Genomic DNA, 18386 nt, shown 5'->3' with positions numbered 1-18386 from the left:
TTCCATCATGGAAACGCCGCGGCGTGATTTTGTCCGGAGTTTTGTTGTGGTTTTCGGGAAAATCCATTCGACAGGGAGTTAAATAACCGTGCAGCAGCCTGGTCGGGGCAGGGCTTTCGCATTATCCGAGGCATTGCGCCAATTGCTGGAGGCGCGCCAGGAGAAAATGGCCGAGCGGTTGATCGATCAATGCAGTCCCGAGCTGGTCCGGCAGATCAGCGAATCGCCCATCGCCTCGCTCAACGCGCGCCTTTCCTACCTGCTGAGGTCGCGCCTGCGCCGCCGCGCGCCGCCGGGCGAGCGCGGCGTGCACAGCGCCGCGCCGCTGCTGGTGGGCGTCTTCAACGTGTGGTGCCGCGAGGGGCGCCGCGCCTCGGTGCGCAGCGTGCTGCGCGAACTCGGCGGCGCCGACCTGCGCGCGCTGCGCGAGGAGCGCGAGCTCGATCCGGAAGTCATCTCGATGCTGCACGAATTCGATGCGCGAGCCTGATCACGCTTTTTACGCGCGCGCCGCGCGCATCCGTATGCGCGGCGTGACGGCGGTGTCGAATAAGTCTTCGTCCGTGTCATTTGGATTATTTGGAAAAACCGAGTCATCGGAAAGAAATTTTCGATTACATCTAGCTTTAATCGATGCGTCATTCCAGGCCTGTACAAAATCCACGGCCTCCACTCCGGAGGTATTTTCAAAGTAGGGGTATGTCATGATCTTCGGGTTTAATGGAAATACCCGCATGAAGAAGCTTGCGGGCGCCCTGGTGCTGGCTTTCGCCGCCGCTTCCTCGGCTCATGCCGCCATCCAGGTCGGCGGTGGCGCCACGCTGCCGGCGGTGGGCTACGTCGGTGACGTGTCGAATCGCCTGAACTATGCGCCGGATGCCAACTCCCTGCTCGGTGCCTACAAGAGCGTGACGGGTACCGGCGCTTCGTACTGCCAGACCGGCAGCGGCGCGGGCAAGAACATCCTCGCCGGCGTCAGCGGCACCAGCGTGCAGAACGCCTGCCCGAACGGCTCGACCGCGCCGACCGGCTTCGGCGCCAGCGACTCGCACATCAACCGCACCACGCTGACCCAGCCGAACTTCGCCGGCTCGGATTCGCCGCTGTCCACCACCGACTACAACAACTACGTTGCCAACCGTTCCTCCAGCTTCCCGGTGCAGTTCCCGGCCGTCGCTGGCGGCATCGCCATCGTCTATAACAACTCCGCCGTGTCCGGCACGCTGGCCCTGACCACCGCGCAGGTCTGCGGCGTGTTCAGCGGCGCCATCACCAAGTGGAGCGACCTGGGCGTCGCCGGTTCCTCGCCGGACACCATCACGGTGGTCTACCGTTCCGACGGCAGCGGCACCAGCTTCGGTTTCTCCAACTTCCTGTCGAAGAACTGCCCGGGCAGCACGCCGGCCAAGCACTTCGTCACCGACCAGTCGTACGTCAACGTGGTGCAGAAGTACTTCACGCTGACCTCGACCACGCCGAATTGGAACGGCCAGAGCGGCAACGCCAACGTCGTCAACCAGATCCTCAGCGTGCCGGGCGCCATCGGCTACGCCGAAGCCGCCAACGCGCAGGCTGCGTTCGGCTCGGTGGCCACGGTGGACGGCAAGGATCCGGTGGCCGATCTCGGCGACGCGACGAACCACAAGGTGGCTATCGGCAGCACCGACGTGGTCTACAACAACGCCATCACCGGCGTGGACGCCAACACCGGCCGTCCGACCTTCGCCGCGATCGCCGGCGCCCCGTCCACCAGCTGCATCGCCCTGGTGAAGCCGGACGCGTATGCCACCCCGGCCGCGGGCTATCCGATCGTCGCTGTGTCCTACCTGCTGGGCAACAGCGCCAACAACGGCGCGGACGCCGCTTCGGTGCGCGCGCTGATCGGCGCCCCGTACAACAGCTCGATCGTCGCCGCCACGGGCACCATCGGCGCCGGCACCGGCCTGGCGTTCCTGGACGTCAGCGCCACCTCGATCACGCAGACCCAGATCAACGGCTGCATCAACTGATCGACGACGGTTCCACTTGCCGTGGAACGCACGGGAGAGGCTTGCCTCTCCCGTGTTTTTTTGGGCACGTCAGAGGCTTGCCTCTCCTGTGTTTTTTGCGTGTCTGACTGTCATGCGGGCGGGATAGAGTGCGTCTATGAGTCGGGAACGGGGAACGGGGAATGGGGATCGGGGCAGGGCGCGCCGTCGCCGTGCCGCGCTCCTCCGTTCTCCATTCCCCGTTCCCCGTTCCCTGTCCCACGGCTTCAGCCTGCTCGAAACCATCGCCGCCATCCTGCTGCTGGCGATCGCCGTCGCCGCGCTGATGCGCGTGGCGAGCGCCTCGCTGAACCTCACCGACAAGCTCGGTCAGGCCACGCGCGCGGACATGCTCGCGCAGGGCAAGCTCGACGCGCTGGGCATCGCCGAACCGCTGGCGCCCGGCGAACACGAAGGCAGGTTCGACAAGGACTACCGCTGGCGGCTGCGCGTGCTGCCCTGGCAGGACGGCGAGCTGCCGCCGGATGCGGCACTGATGCTGTACCGCGTGGAGTTGCATGTGCTGTGGGGCGACGCGCGGCGGCCGCGCGAGCTCACCTACGTCACGTTGCGCACCGCGCGCCGGGGCACGCAGTAATGCAGCGCATCGCGCCGCGCGGTTTCAGCCTGCTGGAAGTGCTCAGCGCGCTGGCCCTGCTCAGCCTGCTGCTGCTTGGCGTTTTCTACGGCATCCGGACCGCCACGCGTTTGGTCAACACCGGCTCCGCCGCGCTGGAGCGCAACGATGAGGCGCGTTCGCTGCAGCAGTTCCTGCGCCGCGACCTGATGCAGGCGCGCGCGCTGCCGTGGAAGCTGGATGCGAAAGGCGACGGCGTGGTGTTCGAAGGCGAGCCGCGCAGCATGCGTTTCGTCGCGCCGCTGCCGGGTTATCTCGATCGTGCCGGTCCGCAGCTGCAGGCGCTCGCGCTGGTGGACGACGGCAAGGGCGCCTTGAAGCTGGAGCTGGGCAGCGCTCCGCTGACTTCCGGCGGCGCCGGTGCCGCGTTCGAGCCGGAGTCGCTGGCGGAAGGCGTGCGCGGCGGGCGGTTCCGCTACTACGGCCGCGATCGCGAAGGCGCCGAAGCGAGCTGGCGCGATCGCTGGAACGTGGCCGGGCGCACGCCGGAACTGGTGACCATCGAGCTGGAACGCGGCAAGGCCGACGAGGGCAACAAGGCCGGGCGCGAGGACGCCACCGCCTGGCTGTGGCTGCAGGCGCCGATCCGCCAGAACCCGTATGCGCTGAACGTCGGCGCCCTGGCCAAGGCGCTGGACGGAGCGAAGCCATGAGCGCGACAAACCGCCGTCGCAATCGTGGCATCGCCTTGCTCGTCGTGCTGTGGGCCTGCACCTTGCTGGCCATCCTGCTCGGCGGCTTCGCCAGGCTGGCGCGCACCGAATCCATCCAGACCCGCTATCTCTCCAACCGCGTGCAGCTGCGCTATCTCGCCGAAGCCGGCGCCATGCGCGCGCTGGCCGAATGCGTCAGCCGCAGCGGCGGGCGCTGGGTCGGCGACGGGCGCCGCTACCGTCTGCGGCTGCAGGACCACGATATCGACATCCGCATCCAGGACGAGCTGGGCAAGGTCGACATCAACGCGGCCGATCCGCGCGTGCTGCAGCGGCTGTTCGTCGCCGCGGGCGCCGACGACGCCACCGCGACGCAGCTCGCCGCGAATATCCAGGAAACGCGCGACACGAACGCCAAGCTGTTCCGCGAAGAAGGCACCAAACGCTACGCCGAAGCGGGGCTGGCCGGCGGACCGCGCTATCGCGAATTCGACATGCCCGAGCAGCTGCAGACCGTGCTGGGCATGGCGCCCGCGCTGTACCGCAAGCTGGCGCCCGCGATCACGGTGTGGTCGCGCCGCCCCGAGCCGACCCTGGCGCTGGCGCCGCCGCTGGTGCTGGCCAGCCAGCCGGACATGGACATGCCCAAGGCCGAACGCTACGCCGCGCTGCGCGCGATGACTTCCACCAGCACACCGCCGCCGCCGCTGCCGAACGGCCAGTCCGCCGGCGCATGGCGCGGCGGGCTGGTGCGCACCATCGTGGCTTCGGCGACGGACGGGCAGGGCACGGCGGCAAGCGTGATCGTCACGTTCCGCTTGACGGCCTTGAAGGGCGGCCTGGGCTACAGCGTGCTGCGCTGGCAGGAAGACGGCGCGGGTTGAGCGCGAAACTCAGCCGCGCAGGAACTCCAGCAGCGCGCGCACCTTCGGCGAGGCATTGAGCCGCGCCGGATACAGCGCGAACAGTTCCACCGGTTCCGGTTCCCATGCCGGCAGCACGCGCACCAGCTGTTTCTTCGCCACCGCCTGCGCCGCGCCATGCTGCGCCAGGATCGCCACGCCGGCGCCGTCCAGCGCGAGCTGGTGATTGATGGTGGGGTCGGGTACGGACAGGCGCGCTTCGACGCGCACTTCCTGCACGTCCTTGCCGCGGTGCAGGCGCCAGATGGTCTGTTCGGCCGGCTGGCCGAGCGGGCCGCAGGCGGTGATCAGCGCGTCGAGCTGGCTCAGGTCCGCCGGCGTCTTGGGCAGTTTCCGGCCCTTGAGATACGACGGGCTGGCGTAGAGGCCGAGCTCGATGGTGGCGAGCGGGCGCGCGAGCAAGGACGAATCCTCCAGCGGGCCGGGGCGGATCAGCACGTCGAGGTTGGCCTGCTGCGGCGTGGACTCGCCCGCGGTGATCTGCAGCTGCACGCGCAGTTCCGGATAGCGCCGCGCGAATTCCGCCAGGCGCGGGCCGAGCATGAAGCGCGCGAAGGCTATCGGTGCGCCGATGCGCAGGCGCCCGCGCGGCGCGGCCTGCATGGTGCCGATCGACAGGTCGGCCAGTTCCGCTTCCTCGATCACGCGGCGGCAGCGCTCCAGGTAGATCTCGCCGGCCTCGGTCAGCGCCATGCTGCGCGTGGTGCGTTCGATCAGGCGCACGCCCAGGCGCTGCTCCAGCGCCGCGATGGCGCGGCTGACGCTGGACTTGGGCACGCCGAAGTGCGCGCCCGCCGCGGTGAAGCTGCGCGCCTGCGCTACCTGCACGAAGTACTGCAGCTCGTTGAGGTCGATCATGATTGTTGCACCTGTGCAACAGAACGTTGCAAAACGACGGATTGTTCCATTGTAGGGCGGAGCCTATCGTCCGCGCACCCCACCCACAACGAGGCGACGGACATGTTTCTGGTCACTGGCGCGAGCGGCAATATCGGCGGCCATATCGCGCGGCAATTGCTTGCAGCCGGACACGCGGTGCGCGTGTTCGCACGCGACCCGGACAAGCTCGGCGAACTGGCTGACCGCGTCGAAATCGCCCGCGGCGATTTCAGCGATGCCGGCAGCCTGGGCGCCGCGGCACTGGGCACGAAGGCGGTATTCCTCAACACCGGGCCGAACCCGCCGGCGCTGCCGGCATTGCTCGCGGCGCTGAAAGCGAACGGCGCGCCGCGCGTGGTGTTTCTCTCCAGCATTCTTGCCGGCGATCCCGAGTTCTTCCTGGGAAGAATGCATCGCGCCAACGAGGAAACGCTGGCCGCATCCGGCCTGCGCAGCACCGTGCTGCGGCCCTCGGGCTTCATGACCAACACCTTGCGCTGGGCCGATTCGATCCGCGCCGAGGACGTGGTCTACAACGCCATGGGCACCGGCAGGGCGCCGATGATCGCGCCGGAAGACATTGCCGCGGTGGCGGTGCGCGCGCTGCTGGATGCTTCACTGGCGGGCCAGGCGCTGGAACTCACCGGCGGCGAGCTGCTGAACGTGCCGGAGCAGGTGGACATTCTTTCCGGGTTGCTTGGCCGCACGCTGCGCAGCGTGGACGTAAGCATCGAGGACACGGTGCAGGGATTGGTTGCCAGCGGAATTCCCGAGCCGGTTGCACGTGGCGTGGCGCAGTCGCTGGAGGCGGTGCGCGACGGACGCGGGCGGGCGATGACGCCGACGGTGCAGCGTGTCACTGGCGTGGCGCCGCGTTCGTTCGATGCGTGGGCTCGCGCAAACACTGCTCGCTTTGCTTAGTGCTTAAGCCCATCTCCCATCGGCGACCCGAAGGTAGTCCCGTGGTAGGGAGGGGTTGGGGTGAGGGTACGGGCGGAGCGCAAGAGTGATGTGCACCGCTCCGCCCGTACCCTCATCCGGCTGCCGCCACCTTCTCTCCCATGGGGACTACCTTCGGGTCGCCAGAAGGACAAGGATTCCACCTCGTGCTTCGGTGCTGGCAGTTGACGTCCACTCCATTGCACCTCAATGTCTCGCCCTCGCACAGGGGAAGCCATGGCCCGCATCTACGTAACCGACACGATGGGCGAGGCCGAGGTGCGCGTGGCGCTGGTCAGCGCGCGCGGCATCGCCGACCTGTGGGTGTGCCGCGTCTCGTCCTGGGGCCTGGCGATAGGCGACGAGCGCTGGTTCGTCACGCCGGACCGCCAGTCCGCCACCAAGCGCGTGTTCTTCACCTCGCAAGGCATGGCGCAGATCACCGTGTGCTTCGTGCCGACCCTGGGCGAAGCCGGCTGGCGCGACCCGGCGCGCGCGCGGCCTGGCATCTTTTCACGATGAGGGTTTGCTCTCCGGCAGCCGGATCACCGGCGTGCTGGCGAGCTTGAGCACCGCCTGTACACGCGGCGCCGCGTCCTGCGCGGCGGCGGGCGAGGGGAAGCGGCCGGCGGCAAGCACCGTCCATGCGGCATGGTCGGGATCGACGGCGGCGATGCGCAGCAGCGGCAGGCCAAGCCCCTGCGCCGAGCGCTCCAGCGCATCCGCATCGCCCGCATCGACGAACTGGCCCAGCTGCAAGGCGTAGGCGGGTTGACCGGGCGCGGGAGCTGCTGCGGTCACGTCGCTGGTGACCAGCAAGGCGTTGGTCGACACCACGCTGGCGGCCGCTGCCGGTGCCGCGGCGGAAGCGGCTGCCGCAGGAAGATGCGGCGCGGCAAGAACCGGACGATCGCGCCAGCGCGCGGCGAACGCCTGCATCGGTGCGCGCCAGTCGTCGGGCGCCATCATGCCGCCGGCAAAGGCGAGCGCGCCGAACAACAGGATCAGCAAGATCAAGCCGAGCTTGGCGAACATGATGGACGGCCCCCTGCCGCATCGATCTGCCTGTGCGTCTTCACGTGAAAAAGACATTTCGCCAGCGTGACGCGCGGCATCCGCGAATTTTTCCTGGCCGATGCATATTGCGGTCGCGCACCGCGAGGGGCAACATCCGCGGTCCGGGGAGTCGCATGGAGCAAAGGACGCGATGCCCCGTACAGGGGGCGTCATGGTCGATATCGCGGAGTCCAACTTGCTTGGATCTTCGCCGCAGTTCGCTCACGTCATTGCGCAGATACGCCGTATCGCGAAATTCGACGTGACCGTTCTGATCGGGGGAGAGACCGGCACGGGCAAGGAACTGGGGGCAAGAGCGGTGCACTACCTGAGTGCGCGCGCGTCCCGCCCTTTCATCGCCGTCAACTGCGGCGCGCTGGCCGATTCGCTGGTGGAAAGCGAACTGTTCGGACACGAGCGCGGCGCTTTCACCGATGCACGCCAGGCCTCGCCCGGCCTGGTCAGCGAAGCCGAGGGCGGCACGCTGTTTCTCGACGAGATCGACACGCTCTCGCCGAAAGCGCAGGCCTCGCTGCTGCGTTTCCTGCAGGACGGCACCTACCGGCGCGTCGGCGGCACGCAGACTCGATCGACCGACGTGCGCCTGATCGCGGCCAGCAATGCCAATCTCGATGAAATGGTCAAGACGCGGCAATTCCGCCGCGACCTGCTGTATCGCTTGAAGGTGATGCCGCTGGTGATGCCGCCGCTGCGCGAACGCGGCGGCGACGTGATGGAGCTGGCGGAGGCGTTCCTTACGCGGCTCAATCGCCAGTATGGCGCGCAGACTTCGCGCAAGAGTTTCGATCCGGGCTTTCTTGCCTCGCTGCAGCGCTACAGCTGGCCCGGCAACGTGCGCGAGCTGGAACACTTCGTGCAGCGCGAATACCTGATGTGCGAGGGGCAGCTGATCCAGGGCGGCCCGCCGCAGGATCTGGCCGAGGCGCCGGCCAAGGCCGCCGACGATGCCGCCTTCAAGCAGGCCAAGGCGCGGGCGATCGCCGATTTCGAGCGCAGCTATGTGGCTTCGGCCATGGCGCGGGCGCGGGGCAATATCACGCAGGCGGCGCGGATGGCGGGGCAGGACCGCAGTGCGTTCAGCAAGCTGGTGAGCAAGTACAGGCTCGCTTCCGTGGTCGGACAGGAGCAAGATTCCGGCGAGTGATGCCATCCATCGGGCGGGGCGAGTGACTGGTCATTCCGTACGTGTCGTGGCTGATGCGATTGCTCGCTATCTGGAGGCGAGTCCGGGGTGTGCGGATTCTGCGGAAGGGATTCAGCAGTGGTGGTTGAGGCCTGGCGGGGTGGAGGTTTCGCTTGATGTGGTGGTTGAGGGGTTGAGGGTGTTGGAGGGGGAGGGGGTTGTCGAGTGTCGACGGCTTGGGGCTCGCGAAATTTGGCGGCTGCGCCGCGTGGCTGAGTGACGCTTCTTTGGGTGGCGGCATCGCAATGATGTCGTCGGCTTCTCTGCTCGTCATCCCGGCGTAGGCCGGGATCCAGTAGCGACTAGGTGTGGTTGTCGCGACTTGGCCGCTTATGCAGCGGGCATTTCGGACGCCTGCCGGCGCCCGAGTCACTTTCTCTTTGCTGGCCCAAAGAGAAAGTAACCAAAGAGAAATGGCCTCAAATCAAAGGCTCGCGACGCGACTAGAAGGAGCAGTGGGCGGCTGCGGTAGCCTGATTAACCTGGGTCTACACGAAACCACAGTGCGTTTACGTAGCGGGTGCTTCAACGTGCCGTGGCCGAGAGGATTTTCAGGTGCTGGGGCCAGCTCTGGCTCTTCGTTCCTGCCTACCTCACCACTACACCCCTCTCCCCTCCGGGGAGAGGGCAGGGTGAGGGGCGGGTGCTCGCGATAACCCTTCATCGAAGCATTCATTTGCACGCGATGCGCTGAAAAAGCGCACGGCGTCGTGTGCGCGATGGTGCCGCCGTGCAATTCCGATCACAGCGTGATCTTTTTATCTCGCCCGCACGCAACGCATTGCACGCGCCTTCAATTCAAGGCATTGCACTTGAATTAACGCGTTTTGCATCCTCTGTCGCCGTGCGAAAAAGCACACGCTCGATGTGCGCGATTTTGCTCGCGATCACCGGAGAATCGCGCTGCATCGCCATTCCTTTCCGTTGGCACGCCTCTTGAATAATCCCTCCCGCAACGCGTGCGGCAGCGTTCGTTAGCGAGAAGGGACTTTGCAGCCGCCCACCGAACCGAGGCCTGTACATGACTGTCGAGAGCATTCAACAGAAGCTGCTGCGCGTGCGGCCGCCGCGCGTGCGCATCACCTACGACGTCGAAACGGGCGGCTCGAGCGAGAAAGTGGAGCTGGCCTTTATCGTGGGCATGTTTGCCAATCTGTCGGGCGAGCTGGCGGCCAGTGAGCTGCCGGCGCTCAAGGATCGGCGCATGCGCGATATCGACGCCGAGTCGTTCGACAAGATCCTGGCCGACAGCTCGCCCATGATCAAACTCAACGGCATCGCGGACACCATCGCGGGCGGGGGCAAGGTGCTTGCCGGCGAGCTGCATTTCAGCGCGCTGTCGGACTTCGAGCCGCTGGCGGTGGTCAATGCGGTGCCCAGCCTGCGCCAGCGCTACGACGCGCGCGCCGACCTGCGCTCGCTGCAGTCGATGGCCGAATGCAACGATGCGCTGGGCGCCTTGCTCGACCGGTCGACCACCGACGGCGCGGCGATCACCGCCTTGAAGGCGGGCTTCGCGGCCGACGCCACCGACAACTGGGCCGGCGCGGCCGTCGACGCCAAGGACAACCCGCCGCCGAACGCGGCGGGCGCCGATATTCCCGGCGCGCTGGTCGGCTTGCTGGCCGCGCAGATGGCCGGCAATGCGCAGGCCGCGGCTGCGGCCAAGCAGGCTTCGGATGCGGCGGCCGCCGCATCGGTCACGGCCACGGCGAACATCAAGACCACCACGGACGCGCTCACCGCCGCGCAGAAGGCCGCCAGCGATGCCGCCGCCGCGCTGTCCAAGGCGCAGGACGCTGCCAGCAAGGCCAAGGGCGACGCCGTGCCCGACGCCAACAAGGCGGTGGTCGATGCGACCAAGGCCAAGAACGATGCCGACGCCGCCGCGCTTGCCGCGCAGGCGCAGGCCGATGCCGCCGCCGAGCTGGCCAAGCGCCAGGCGGCGGTCGCGGCCGAGCGGCAGCAGGCCTTTCTTGCGATCGATCCGCTGAGCAAGGCGCGCCGCCTCGCCGGCCGCTTCACCAACGAGATCCTGGTGCCGCTGGGCAACAACGACCTGCACCAGGTGGCGCTGGGTTCCAACGGCCTGATGGACGAGCGCGCCGGCGGCATCGACGTGCAGATCGGCGGGCAGCTCGACGTGATCCTGCACACCAAGTCGTTCAAGGATCTCGAAGCCACCTGGCGCGGCCTGTTCTACGTGGTGTCGCGCACCGAGAGCGGCCGCCTGCTGAAGCTGCGCGTGCTCAACGCCAGCGCCGACGAGCTGCGCAAGGAGCTGGAGAAGGCGGCCGAGTTCGACCAGAGCTGCATCTTCAAGATGATCTACGAGGCCGAATTCGGCACCTACGGCGGCTCGCCCTACAGCCTGCTGCTGGGCGGCTACGAATTCGACCACTCGCCGGCCAGCATGTCGCTGCTGACCAATATGACCAGGATCGCCGCGTCCGCGCACGCGCCGTTCCTGGCCGCGGCGGCGCCCGGCCTGTTCGGCCTGGACGGCTTCGACAAGCTGGCCAAGCCGCGCGATCTCAGCCAGCTGTTCGAGTCGCCCGAGCTGGCGCAGTGGATGGAATTCCGCGGCAGCGAGGACTCGCGCTACGTGGCGCTGGCCCTGCCGCACGTCCTGCTGCGCCTGCCGTACGGCAAGGACGCACGCCCGGCCGAAGGCCTGCGCTACGAGGAGACGGTGACCGGTCCCGACGGCCCGGACCACAACGCCTTCCTGTGGGGCAATGCCGCCTATGCGCTGGCCGAGCGCATCACCAACTCGTTCGCGCTGTATCACTGGACGGCGGCGATCCGCGGCGTGGAAGGCGGCGGCCTGGTCGACGGGCTGCCGGTATTCACCTATCGCGACGATGCGGACCTGGTGAACATGATCTGCCCGACCGAGGTATCGATCACCGACCGCCGCGAGAAGGAACTCAACGACCTGGGCTTCATCGCGCTGTGCAACTGCAAGGGCACCGGCCAGGCCGCGTTCTTCGGCGGCCAGACCGCCAACCTGCCGCGCCAGTACATCAGCGACGAGGCGAACGCCAACGCCAAGCTCTCGGCCATGCTGCCGTACATCCTGGCCGCGTCGCGCTTCGCGCACTACATCAAGGTGATCATGCGCAAGAAGATCGGCGCCTTCCTCACCCGCGGCAATATCGAGGCCTACCTCAACAGCTGGATCGCCCAGTACGTGCTGCTGGACGACAACGCCTCGCAGGAGGTCAAGGCCAGCTATCCGCTGCGCGCGGCGCAGATCACCGTGACCGACGTGCCCGGCTCGCCCGGCTCGTACAAGGCCACCGTGTTCATCAAGCCGCATTTCCAGCTGGAAGAACTCACCACGTCGATTCGCCTGGTGGCGGATCTGCCGGCGGGCTGACGCATAGCCGCGACCCGCCACGCCACCCGATCAAGAACCTGGAGCGACCATGGACCTCATACTTCTGCAACCCGGCGACTCGTCGATCTTCGGCGGCCCCAACGGCTGGAAAGGCGGCGGCAGCCTGATCGACGACCAATGGCGCGACGAGGTGCTCAAGCTCGGGCAGTGCCTGGAGCTGGTCTCGGTGCACCAGGGCATGAAACAGCAGATCACCACCGACGTGAGCAATTCGGCGCGTACCTCGGGCCGCCCGATCATCACCGAGTTCACCTGCGTGAAGTACGTGGACAAGACGTCGGTGAAGTTCTACGAGTACTGCCTGCGCGCGCAGCCGCTGGGCAAGGGCGAGAAGAACCCGACCAAGATCTACATCGCGCGCAACTCCGGCGAGAAGACCGCCAACATCCTCACCATCGAGCTGCGCGACGCGATCATCAGCGAGATCCAGTTCCAGTCCAACCCGGACGACATGCCCACCGAGCAGTTCAAGCTCAACTTCACCGAAGTGCTGTGGACGTACACGGTGCAGGAGGCGGACATGAATACCTCGGGCAACCTGGCGGCGGGCTGGAGTATCGCGCGCAACCGTCCGATCGGGCAGTTCACTACCTGAGCATGATGTGCTTGAGCCCCTCTCCCCATTTACCAATTTGTGCACGGGGAGAGGGGTTGGGGTGAGGGTGCGGGCGGAGCGCGAGAGTGATGTGCACCGCTCCGGCCCTACCCTCATCCGGCTGCCGCCACCTTCTCCCGGGGGGAGAAGGGTTCACTAGATGTGTCGAGTCATAGGGCGGGAGATCGTCGTGCAATTCCTGATGGAGCGGCTGGTCAATCGCAGCGAGCCGGACATGGGACAGGCGCCGCCGTTCGATCCGATCGGCGCGGTGGCCGCGCAGATCCAGCGCATCGTCGAATGCCGGCCCTACGTAGGCCTGGGCGGTGCGCGGGTGTGCGAGTTCGGCATGCCGCCGATCGTCGACACCGGCATCGGCCTGCCTGACCACGAACGTTTTGGCGCGCGCTTGCTGGAAGCGATCGCGCGCTTCGAACCGCGCCTGCGCGCGCCGCGGCTGGAATGGCTGGCGACGGGCAGGGCGCTCAAGCCGTATGCGCTGGTCGTGCACGGCACCGTGCAGGTGGAGGACCAGCCCAGCACGTTCCGTTTCGAACTGCCTTGCCCGGACGACCTGGCATGAATGCCGATGTGCCCCGCCTCAAAATGTGGTTCGAGCAGGAGCTGGCGTCGCTGCGCGACGAGGCGGCGGATTTCGGCGCGTCCTTCCCGGCCATCGCCAAGGCGCTGGAGCTGAGCGGCGGGCGCAGCAGCGACCCGCACGTGGAGATGCTGGTGCAGTCCTTCGCCTGGATGGCGGGGCGCCTGCGCTACCAGCTGGAGACCGACCAGGCGGTGCTGCCCAATGCGCTGATGGGCCTGCTGTATCCGCATCTGGAGGCGCCGCTGCCGTCGATGCTGGTGGGCGAGATCGAAGTGCGCCCGGACGGCGCCAACTTCGCGCACGGCGCCACCCTGGAGCGCGGCCGCTACGTCTACGCGCTGGCCACCAACGAATTCGGCCAGCAGGTGCGCTGCCGCTTCCGCACCTGCTACGACACGCCGCTGTGGCCGCTGAAGATTACCCACGTGGAGTCGATGGCGGCCAACGCCTATCCGCTGGACCCGAACGACACGCGCACCGCGTCCATCCTCAGCGCCACCATCACGCGCACCGGCAAGGAGCCGGTGCATGCAATGCAGATGAAGTCGCTGCGCTTCTGCATCCATGCCGACCACAAGCTGGCTTATTCCTTGTACGACGGCCTGGCCATGCACCTGGTGCGCATGGCGGTGCGCGTGCGCGCCACCGGCGAGCTGCGCTATCTGGACGCCGCGCAGCTGCAGTGGCGCGGCTTCGACGACAAGGAAGCGGTGCTCGGCGCCAACCCGCTGACCCATCCGGGCTACCGGCTGGTGCAGGAATACTTCGCCTTTCCGCAGAAATTCCTGTTCTTCGACGTGGCCGGCATGGACCTGACCGGCGTGGACAAGGACTTCGAGCTGCTGTTCCTGCTCGACGTGCCACCGTCCAAGGACCACCACTACGACAAGCACCTGCTGCGGCTGAACTGCCTGCCGCTGATCAATCTGTTCCCGCAGCGCATCGAGCCCTTCGTGCTGGACCAGCGCCAGTACGAATACCGCCTGGTCGCCGACGAGCAGAACCACCGCTACTGCGAGATCTACAGCCTGGACGAGCTGGTCTCGATCCGCCCGGACCGCAGCCCGCGCCCGATCGCGCCGTACTTCGCGCTGGACGAGATGCAGCGGCTGGACAAGATCGACTACTTCTATGCCACCCGCCGCGAGGTCAACCAGACCGGCGCGGTGCACGGCACGGAAACCTTCGTGTCCTTCCTGGATCCGGAATTCGACACCGTGCTGCCGGCGGAGGAAATGATCGGCGGCACCGCGCTGTGCACCAACCGCCGCCTGCCGTCGCAGCTGGTGGTGGGCACCACCTTGTTCCTGGAAGGCGCCGGCCCCGTCACTTCGCTGCGGGTGGCCTGCAAGCCCACGCCGAACCAGCCGCCGCAGATGGTGGGCGAGCGGCCGTGGGCGCTGGTATCGCAGTTGTCGCTCAATCATCTGTCCCTGGTGGACGGCCAGCGCGGCCCGCCGGTGCTGAAGAACATGCTGCGCCTGCATGTCGGGCCGGCGAGTTTGACCGGCTACCGGCAGATCGACGGCCTGCGCGCCATGTCCACCCGCCGCGTGCAGAAACGCATGCCGCGCCGCGATGCCTGGCGCGGCTTCGTCGACTGCCTGCAGGTGCGCCTGCAGGTGGACCTGGGCCATTTCGAAGGCGGCAGCGCGGTGCTGTTCGGCAGCGTGCTGCACCGTTTCCTGGCGCTCTATGCGGAGGTCAATACCGTCATCGAACTGATTCTCGAATCTTCCGACCGCCGAGGAGAGCTCAAGTCATGGCCACCCCTGACTGGCGCACAGGTGAGCCTCTAGCCGACCGGCTGCTGCGGCGGCCGGCCAGCTTCGATTTCTTCCAGTGGGTGCGGCTGCAGTCGTGGCCGCGCCGCGGTACGTCTGCGCGCCGCGACGGCGCGCGCTACGTGTCGCCGCGCCTGCGCTTCCGCGGCGAGATGTCGCCGGTGTTTCCCGGCAGCGAGATCTCCAAGGGCCGCCTGCGCGAAGAGCGCAGCATGGCGCTGGACGATCCGCGGCTGGAACTGTTCGTGGCCAATTTCGCCTTGTCCGGCGTGCTGGGGCCGATGCCGGACAGCTTCGCCGACTGGGCGCGCCAGCGCCTGGCCGAGCGCGATCCGGCGATGGCGCAGTTCCTGGACATCTTCAATCACCGGCTCAGCACGCTGCGCTACGAACTGAAGGCCGCCAGCGTGCCGGCCTTCGACGCGGTGCGGCCGGAAGACACGCGCCAGGCCGACGCGGCCGGCGCGCTGATGGGCCTGTCGGCCTTCGAAGGCGAGGGCGCGGCGATCCTCGCGCGCCGCGTACCGGTGCCGCGCCGCGCACTGCTGGCCCTGGCCGGCCTGGTGGCGAACGGACGCAAGAGCGCGGCGCAGGCGCAGATCGTGCTGGGCGTGTATCTGCAGGCGCCGGTGCAGGTGCAGGCGCTGGTCGGCGCCTGGCGCGACATCGAAGCGCGCGACCGCACCTTGCTCGGCCGGCGCGTGCTGGGCGACGGCGCGCCGCTGGGCCGGCGCGTATGGGTAAACCATGCGGCTATAGGCCTGCGCATCGGCCCGGTGCCGTATGCGCGCCTGTGCCTGCTGCTGCCGGATCGCGCGCACCTGCCGGGCGGCGCGCACGACGCGCAGTTCGGCAACGGCTATCGCGGGCTGGCGGCGATGGTGCATTACCTGTTCGACCGCCACGTCGATGCGGTGGTCACCATCGAGGTGGACGAAGCCGATATCCCCGCCTCCTGGATGGGCAAGCCGCGCCGCCTCGCCGGTTTCGGCAGCGGCCACGGCCTGCGCCTGGGCCAGACCGCGTGGGTCAGCGGCCGTCCGGAAGCGAAGCGCGAAGTGACCTTCACCATCCGCGCCGACGACGTGCAGGAGGCCGCATGAGCGCGCTGCCCACCGACACCGCCGGCCGCACCGCGATCCAGCCGATCGGCCAGCAGGGCCAGGCCAGCTCGCCGCTGCTGTACCTGCATTGCGGCATCGGGCTGCCGGGCAACCGCTGGCTGGCCGACGAGACCTTCCGCCTGCTCTCGTTCGAGGGCCAGGAATCGGTGTCCGAGCCCTTCGATTTCCAGCTGCAGCTGCGCGGCAATACCGATCCGAAGCTCAATCCGCCGCTCACCTTCGATGCGCTGATCGGCCGCCCCGTCACCGTAGGGCTTAACCGCCCGGTGGAAGGCCAGGCGCCGGACGCCGCCGCGCGTTTCGCGCAGGCGCTGCGCAGCGGTTCGGCGCCGTCGATGAGCTTCTACAACGGCATCGTCGGCTCCTTCGCCATGGACGAGCCGGGCGTGTACCGCGTCGGCATGAAGCCCGCGCTGTGGCGGCTGAACCTGACCAACCGCTACGAAGTGCATGCGCAGATGAGCGTGCGCGACGTGATCGCGGACCTGATGCGCAAGCACTACATCGACTGTTCGCTCGATGCCGTTTCCGGCGAGGACAATATCGCCATCGCCCGCGTGCAGGACTGGCTGCAGGCCGGCGAAAGCGACTACGAATTCCTGCGCCGGATCATGTCCAAGGCGCACATCTATTACTACTTCAAGCACACCGGCAACGGGCATACCGTGGTGTTCGCCAACCGTCCGGCCTACCTGCAGGCGTTCGACCGTCCGCTGCGCTACACCTATACGGCGCTGGACGAGCTGGGCATGCAGCAGGACGACGTGGTGTTCCAGTACAGCTACCAGCAGTCGTTGACCAGCACCGGCGTCAGCGGCCGCTTCGCGCACCAGGAGAACGCGCCGGACGAGGATCCGATTCCCACCTTCCAGACCTTCGGCGCGTTCACGCCGGCGGACCCTGGCGAGCTGCCGTTCAACCAGTACCGCACTTACCAATATGGGATGAGCAGCGGCACCGTGCGCGAATACGTGCGCACCACCGCGTCGACGCTGGCCGCCTCCGGCCGGCAGCTCACCGGCAGCAGCACCTGCGCAGGCTTCCGCGTCGGCACCCAGTTCACCATGCGCGGCGACATGGCCGAAGGCACCTCGCCCGCGCCGGTGCGCCCGTCGCTGGAGAACAAGGCCTTCGTGCTGAGCAAGGTCACCCATCAGGCCACCGCCGACGGCGGCTATACCAACCAGTTCGAGTCCACCGACGCGGCGGCCATGCTCACCGCGTTCTCGGTGCAGGACACCCAGCAGGGCGGCATCCTGGCCAAGGTGGTGGACATGGCCGGGCGCGGCCCCACCGATTGGCGCTATTACGAGCCTGCCAATTTCGATCCGGCCACCAGCCGCCTGCGCGACAGCCAGGCCGCGCCGCCCAACCTGATGGCCAAGGGCGTGTACGTGCAGTTCTCCAGCCCCGGCGCGGCGGCCGGGCCGGTGTGGGTGAAGCTGTCGGCCAGCATGAACACCGTGCCGGAGATCGGCGCCACCGTGCTGGTCACGCGCGCCAGCGACGAGTCGGAGCTGCCGGAAGTGCAGCAGCTGATCGCGCCCAACGGCAGCCTGGTGGTCACCCCGTCGGGCTGGACCGCCAACACCCATGTGGGCAGCAACTACTCCACCACCTACGGCGACGGGCAGAGCATCCGCTACGGCCTGCACTCGGCCTACAACCTCGACCACGCGGTAAGCATCGTCAACGGCGCCTACGAGAGCGGCCAGTACCGCGACACCAGCTATGCGCAGGGCGCCAGCTACAGCTATTCCACCTCGGAGAACGGCGCCAGCGGCCTGCTCAGCCGCAGCGAATCCTATGGCAGCACCTACAGCACCATGGAAGCGGCGGTGACCTGGAGCAAGAGCACCATCGGCGACAGCACCAGCTACAGCACCGTCACCGGCGATACCTATGCGGAAGACACGGTGGAGGGCACCTCCACGCGCATCACCACGCAGAACATCGTCAACGGCGTCACCACCACCGCGATGCAGAGCAACCTCACCACCACCGGCATCAACAACGGGGTGGAGACGATGGGCATGACCACGACGATGTCCAGCACCGGGCGCAGCGCGGCGGTGTCGCTTACCGGCCTGGCCGACCAGGTGTCGCTCACCGGCGTGCGCACCGAGACCGCGATCACCGCCAGCAGCGACAGCACCAATGTCACCGGCATCTCCGAGCAGGTCTCGGCGACCGGCAGCAGCAGCGTGATCTCGGTGACCGGCACGTCCAGCCAGACCAGCGTCACCGGTTCGAACACCAATATCAACGTCACCGGCAGCAGCACCGGCATCAATGTCACCGGCAGCAGCACCGAGATCGGCGTGACCGGCAGCACCACCCGCATGAACGTCACCGGCAGCAGTACCGGCATCAACGTCACCGGCGACAGCACCGAAGTCGGCGTCACCGGCAGCGAGACGCGCATGAGCATCCACGGTTCGTCCAGTTCGGTGGACATCACCGGCGTGGGCACCTCGGTGACCATCGCCGGCGCACGCATCTCGATGGAAATCGTCGGCCTGAGCGTGTCGATCCCGGTGGTCTATATCTACGTATGA

The 18386-nt window shown here is 67.4% G+C and carries 16 protein-coding genes; 14 read left to right on the top strand and 2 right to left on the bottom strand.

Annotated elements, in window-relative coordinates:
- Positions 1-166 precede the first annotated feature (166 nt).
- The 5 genes from FHW84_RS18365 (at position 167) to FHW84_RS18345 (ending at position 4201) form a co-directional block, all read left to right on the top strand.
- Positions 167-490, top strand: a complete 324-nt coding sequence (locus FHW84_RS18365; RefSeq protein ID WP_167257439.1) for a hypothetical protein — start codon at positions 167-169, stop codon at positions 488-490.
- 244 nt (positions 491-734) lie between these two features.
- Positions 735-2009 carry a substrate-binding domain-containing protein gene (locus tag FHW84_RS18360; protein ID WP_167257438.1) on the top strand — a complete coding sequence of 425 codons (1275 nt, stop codon included), beginning with the start codon at positions 735-737 and terminating at the stop codon, positions 2007-2009.
- A gap of 136 nt (positions 2010-2145) precedes the next feature.
- Positions 2146-2625 carry a prepilin-type N-terminal cleavage/methylation domain-containing protein gene (locus FHW84_RS18355; RefSeq protein WP_167257437.1) on the top strand — a complete coding sequence of 160 codons (480 nt, stop codon included), beginning with the start codon at positions 2146-2148 and terminating at the stop codon, positions 2623-2625.
- Positions 2625-3317 (top strand): prepilin-type N-terminal cleavage/methylation domain-containing protein, encoded by a 693-nt coding sequence (locus FHW84_RS18350; protein WP_167257436.1) that lies wholly within the window; start codon positions 2625-2627, stop codon positions 3315-3317. The genes FHW84_RS18355 and FHW84_RS18350 overlap by 1 nt, the downstream gene beginning before the upstream one ends.
- Positions 3314-4201 carry a type II secretion system protein GspK gene (locus FHW84_RS18345; RefSeq protein ID WP_167257435.1) on the top strand — a complete coding sequence of 296 codons (888 nt, stop codon included), beginning with the start codon at positions 3314-3316 and terminating at the stop codon, positions 4199-4201. Before FHW84_RS18350 ends, FHW84_RS18345 begins: the two co-directional genes overlap by 4 nt.
- Positions 4202-4210: 9 nt before the next feature.
- Here FHW84_RS18345 and FHW84_RS18340 read toward each other — a convergent pair whose 3' ends face one another.
- Positions 4211-5098 carry a LysR family transcriptional regulator gene (locus tag FHW84_RS18340; protein ID WP_167257434.1) on the bottom strand — a complete coding sequence of 296 codons (888 nt, stop codon included), beginning with the start codon at positions 5096-5098 and terminating at the stop codon, positions 4211-4213.
- Positions 5099-5200: 102 nt separating this feature from the next.
- Here FHW84_RS18340 and FHW84_RS18335 point away from each other — a divergent pair, with 102 nt between their 5' ends.
- Both FHW84_RS18335 and FHW84_RS18330 read left to right on the top strand, forming a co-directional pair.
- Positions 5201-6040, top strand: a complete 840-nt coding sequence (locus FHW84_RS18335) for an NAD(P)H-binding protein (RefSeq protein WP_167257433.1) — start codon at positions 5201-5203, stop codon at positions 6038-6040.
- Positions 6041-6295: 255 nt separating this feature from the next.
- Entirely contained in the window at positions 6296-6580 is a 285-nt protein-coding gene (locus tag FHW84_RS18330) for a DUF6150 family protein (protein WP_167257432.1), read from the top strand.
- Here FHW84_RS18330 and FHW84_RS18325 read toward each other — a convergent pair.
- Positions 6572-7093: an SPOR domain-containing protein gene (locus FHW84_RS18325; RefSeq protein ID WP_167257431.1), complete on the bottom strand. Its 522-nt coding sequence runs from the start codon at positions 7091-7093 to the stop codon at positions 6572-6574. The two genes, FHW84_RS18330 and FHW84_RS18325, sit on opposite strands and share 9 nt — an antisense overlap.
- A 172-nt stretch (positions 7094-7265) precedes the next feature.
- On the opposite strand from FHW84_RS18325, the gene FHW84_RS18320 reads away from it, so the two are divergent.
- The 7 genes from FHW84_RS18320 to FHW84_RS18290 all read left to right on the top strand — a co-directional run bounded on the left by FHW84_RS18320 (position 7266) and on the right by FHW84_RS18290 (position 18386).
- On the top strand, positions 7266-8279 hold the full coding sequence (locus FHW84_RS18320) for a sigma-54 dependent transcriptional regulator (RefSeq protein WP_343203624.1): 1014 nt from the start codon (positions 7266-7268) through the stop codon (positions 8277-8279).
- A gap of 1060 nt (positions 8280-9339) precedes the next feature.
- Positions 9340-11700, top strand: a complete 2361-nt coding sequence (gene tssC, locus FHW84_RS18315; protein ID WP_167257429.1) for a type VI secretion system contractile sheath large subunit — start codon at positions 9340-9342, stop codon at positions 11698-11700.
- Positions 11701-11749: 49 nt separating this feature from the next.
- Entirely contained in the window at positions 11750-12316 is a 567-nt protein-coding gene (locus FHW84_RS18310) for a type VI secretion system tube protein Hcp (protein ID WP_167257428.1), read from the top strand.
- A gap of 190 nt (positions 12317-12506) precedes the next feature.
- Positions 12507-12899 (top strand): hypothetical protein, encoded by a 393-nt coding sequence (locus tag FHW84_RS18305; RefSeq protein ID WP_167257427.1) that lies wholly within the window; start codon positions 12507-12509, stop codon positions 12897-12899.
- A gap of 8 nt (positions 12900-12907) precedes the next feature.
- Entirely contained in the window at positions 12908-14719 is a 1812-nt protein-coding gene (gene tssF / locus FHW84_RS18300; RefSeq protein ID WP_167257426.1) for a type VI secretion system baseplate subunit TssF, read from the top strand.
- Positions 14683-15807, top strand: a complete 1125-nt coding sequence (gene tssG, locus FHW84_RS18295) for a type VI secretion system baseplate subunit TssG (RefSeq protein ID WP_167257425.1) — start codon at positions 14683-14685, stop codon at positions 15805-15807. Before tssF ends, tssG begins: the two co-directional genes overlap by 37 nt.
- Positions 15804-18386, top strand: coding sequence for a contractile injection system protein, VgrG/Pvc8 family (locus FHW84_RS18290; protein ID WP_167257424.1), 2583 nt, complete (start codon positions 15804-15806; stop codon positions 18384-18386). Before tssG ends, FHW84_RS18290 begins: the two co-directional genes overlap by 4 nt.

This window comes from Dyella sp. SG562 (assembly GCF_011759495.1).
Classification (GTDB): domain Bacteria; phylum Pseudomonadota; class Gammaproteobacteria; order Xanthomonadales; family Rhodanobacteraceae; genus Dyella_D; species Dyella_D marensis.
The sequence above is the reverse complement of the archived record's forward strand: the minus strand, read 5'-3'. Positions and strand labels throughout refer to the sequence as shown.

Coding starts and splice junctions, on each gene's coding strand:
- FHW84_RS18365 (WP_167257439.1), top strand. CDS start 167: ATGGCCGAGCGGTTGATCGATCAATGCAGTCCCGAGCTGGTCCGGCAG.
- FHW84_RS18360 (WP_167257438.1), top strand. CDS start 735: ATGAAGAAGCTTGCGGGCGCCCTGGTGCTGGCTTTCGCCGCCGCTTCC.
- FHW84_RS18355 (WP_167257437.1), top strand. CDS start 2,146: ATGAGTCGGGAACGGGGAACGGGGAATGGGGATCGGGGCAGGGCGCGC.
- FHW84_RS18350 (WP_167257436.1), top strand. CDS start 2,625: ATGCAGCGCATCGCGCCGCGCGGTTTCAGCCTGCTGGAAGTGCTCAGC.
- FHW84_RS18345 (WP_167257435.1), top strand. CDS start 3,314: ATGAGCGCGACAAACCGCCGTCGCAATCGTGGCATCGCCTTGCTCGTC.
- FHW84_RS18340 (WP_167257434.1), bottom strand. CDS start 5,098: ATGATCGACCTCAACGAGCTGCAGTACTTCGTGCAGGTAGCGCAGGCG.
- FHW84_RS18335 (WP_167257433.1), top strand. CDS start 5,201: ATGTTTCTGGTCACTGGCGCGAGCGGCAATATCGGCGGCCATATCGCG.
- FHW84_RS18330 (WP_167257432.1), top strand. CDS start 6,296: ATGGCCCGCATCTACGTAACCGACACGATGGGCGAGGCCGAGGTGCGC.
- FHW84_RS18325 (WP_167257431.1), bottom strand. CDS start 7,093: ATGTTCGCCAAGCTCGGCTTGATCTTGCTGATCCTGTTGTTCGGCGCG.
- FHW84_RS18320 (WP_343203624.1), top strand. CDS start 7,266: ATGCCCCGTACAGGGGGCGTCATGGTCGATATCGCGGAGTCCAACTTG.
- tssC (WP_167257429.1), top strand. CDS start 9,340: ATGACTGTCGAGAGCATTCAACAGAAGCTGCTGCGCGTGCGGCCGCCG.
- FHW84_RS18310 (WP_167257428.1), top strand. CDS start 11,750: ATGGACCTCATACTTCTGCAACCCGGCGACTCGTCGATCTTCGGCGGC.
- tssG (WP_167257425.1), top strand. CDS start 14,683: ATGGCCACCCCTGACTGGCGCACAGGTGAGCCTCTAGCCGACCGGCTG.
- FHW84_RS18290 (WP_167257424.1), top strand. CDS start 15,804: ATGAGCGCGCTGCCCACCGACACCGCCGGCCGCACCGCGATCCAGCCG.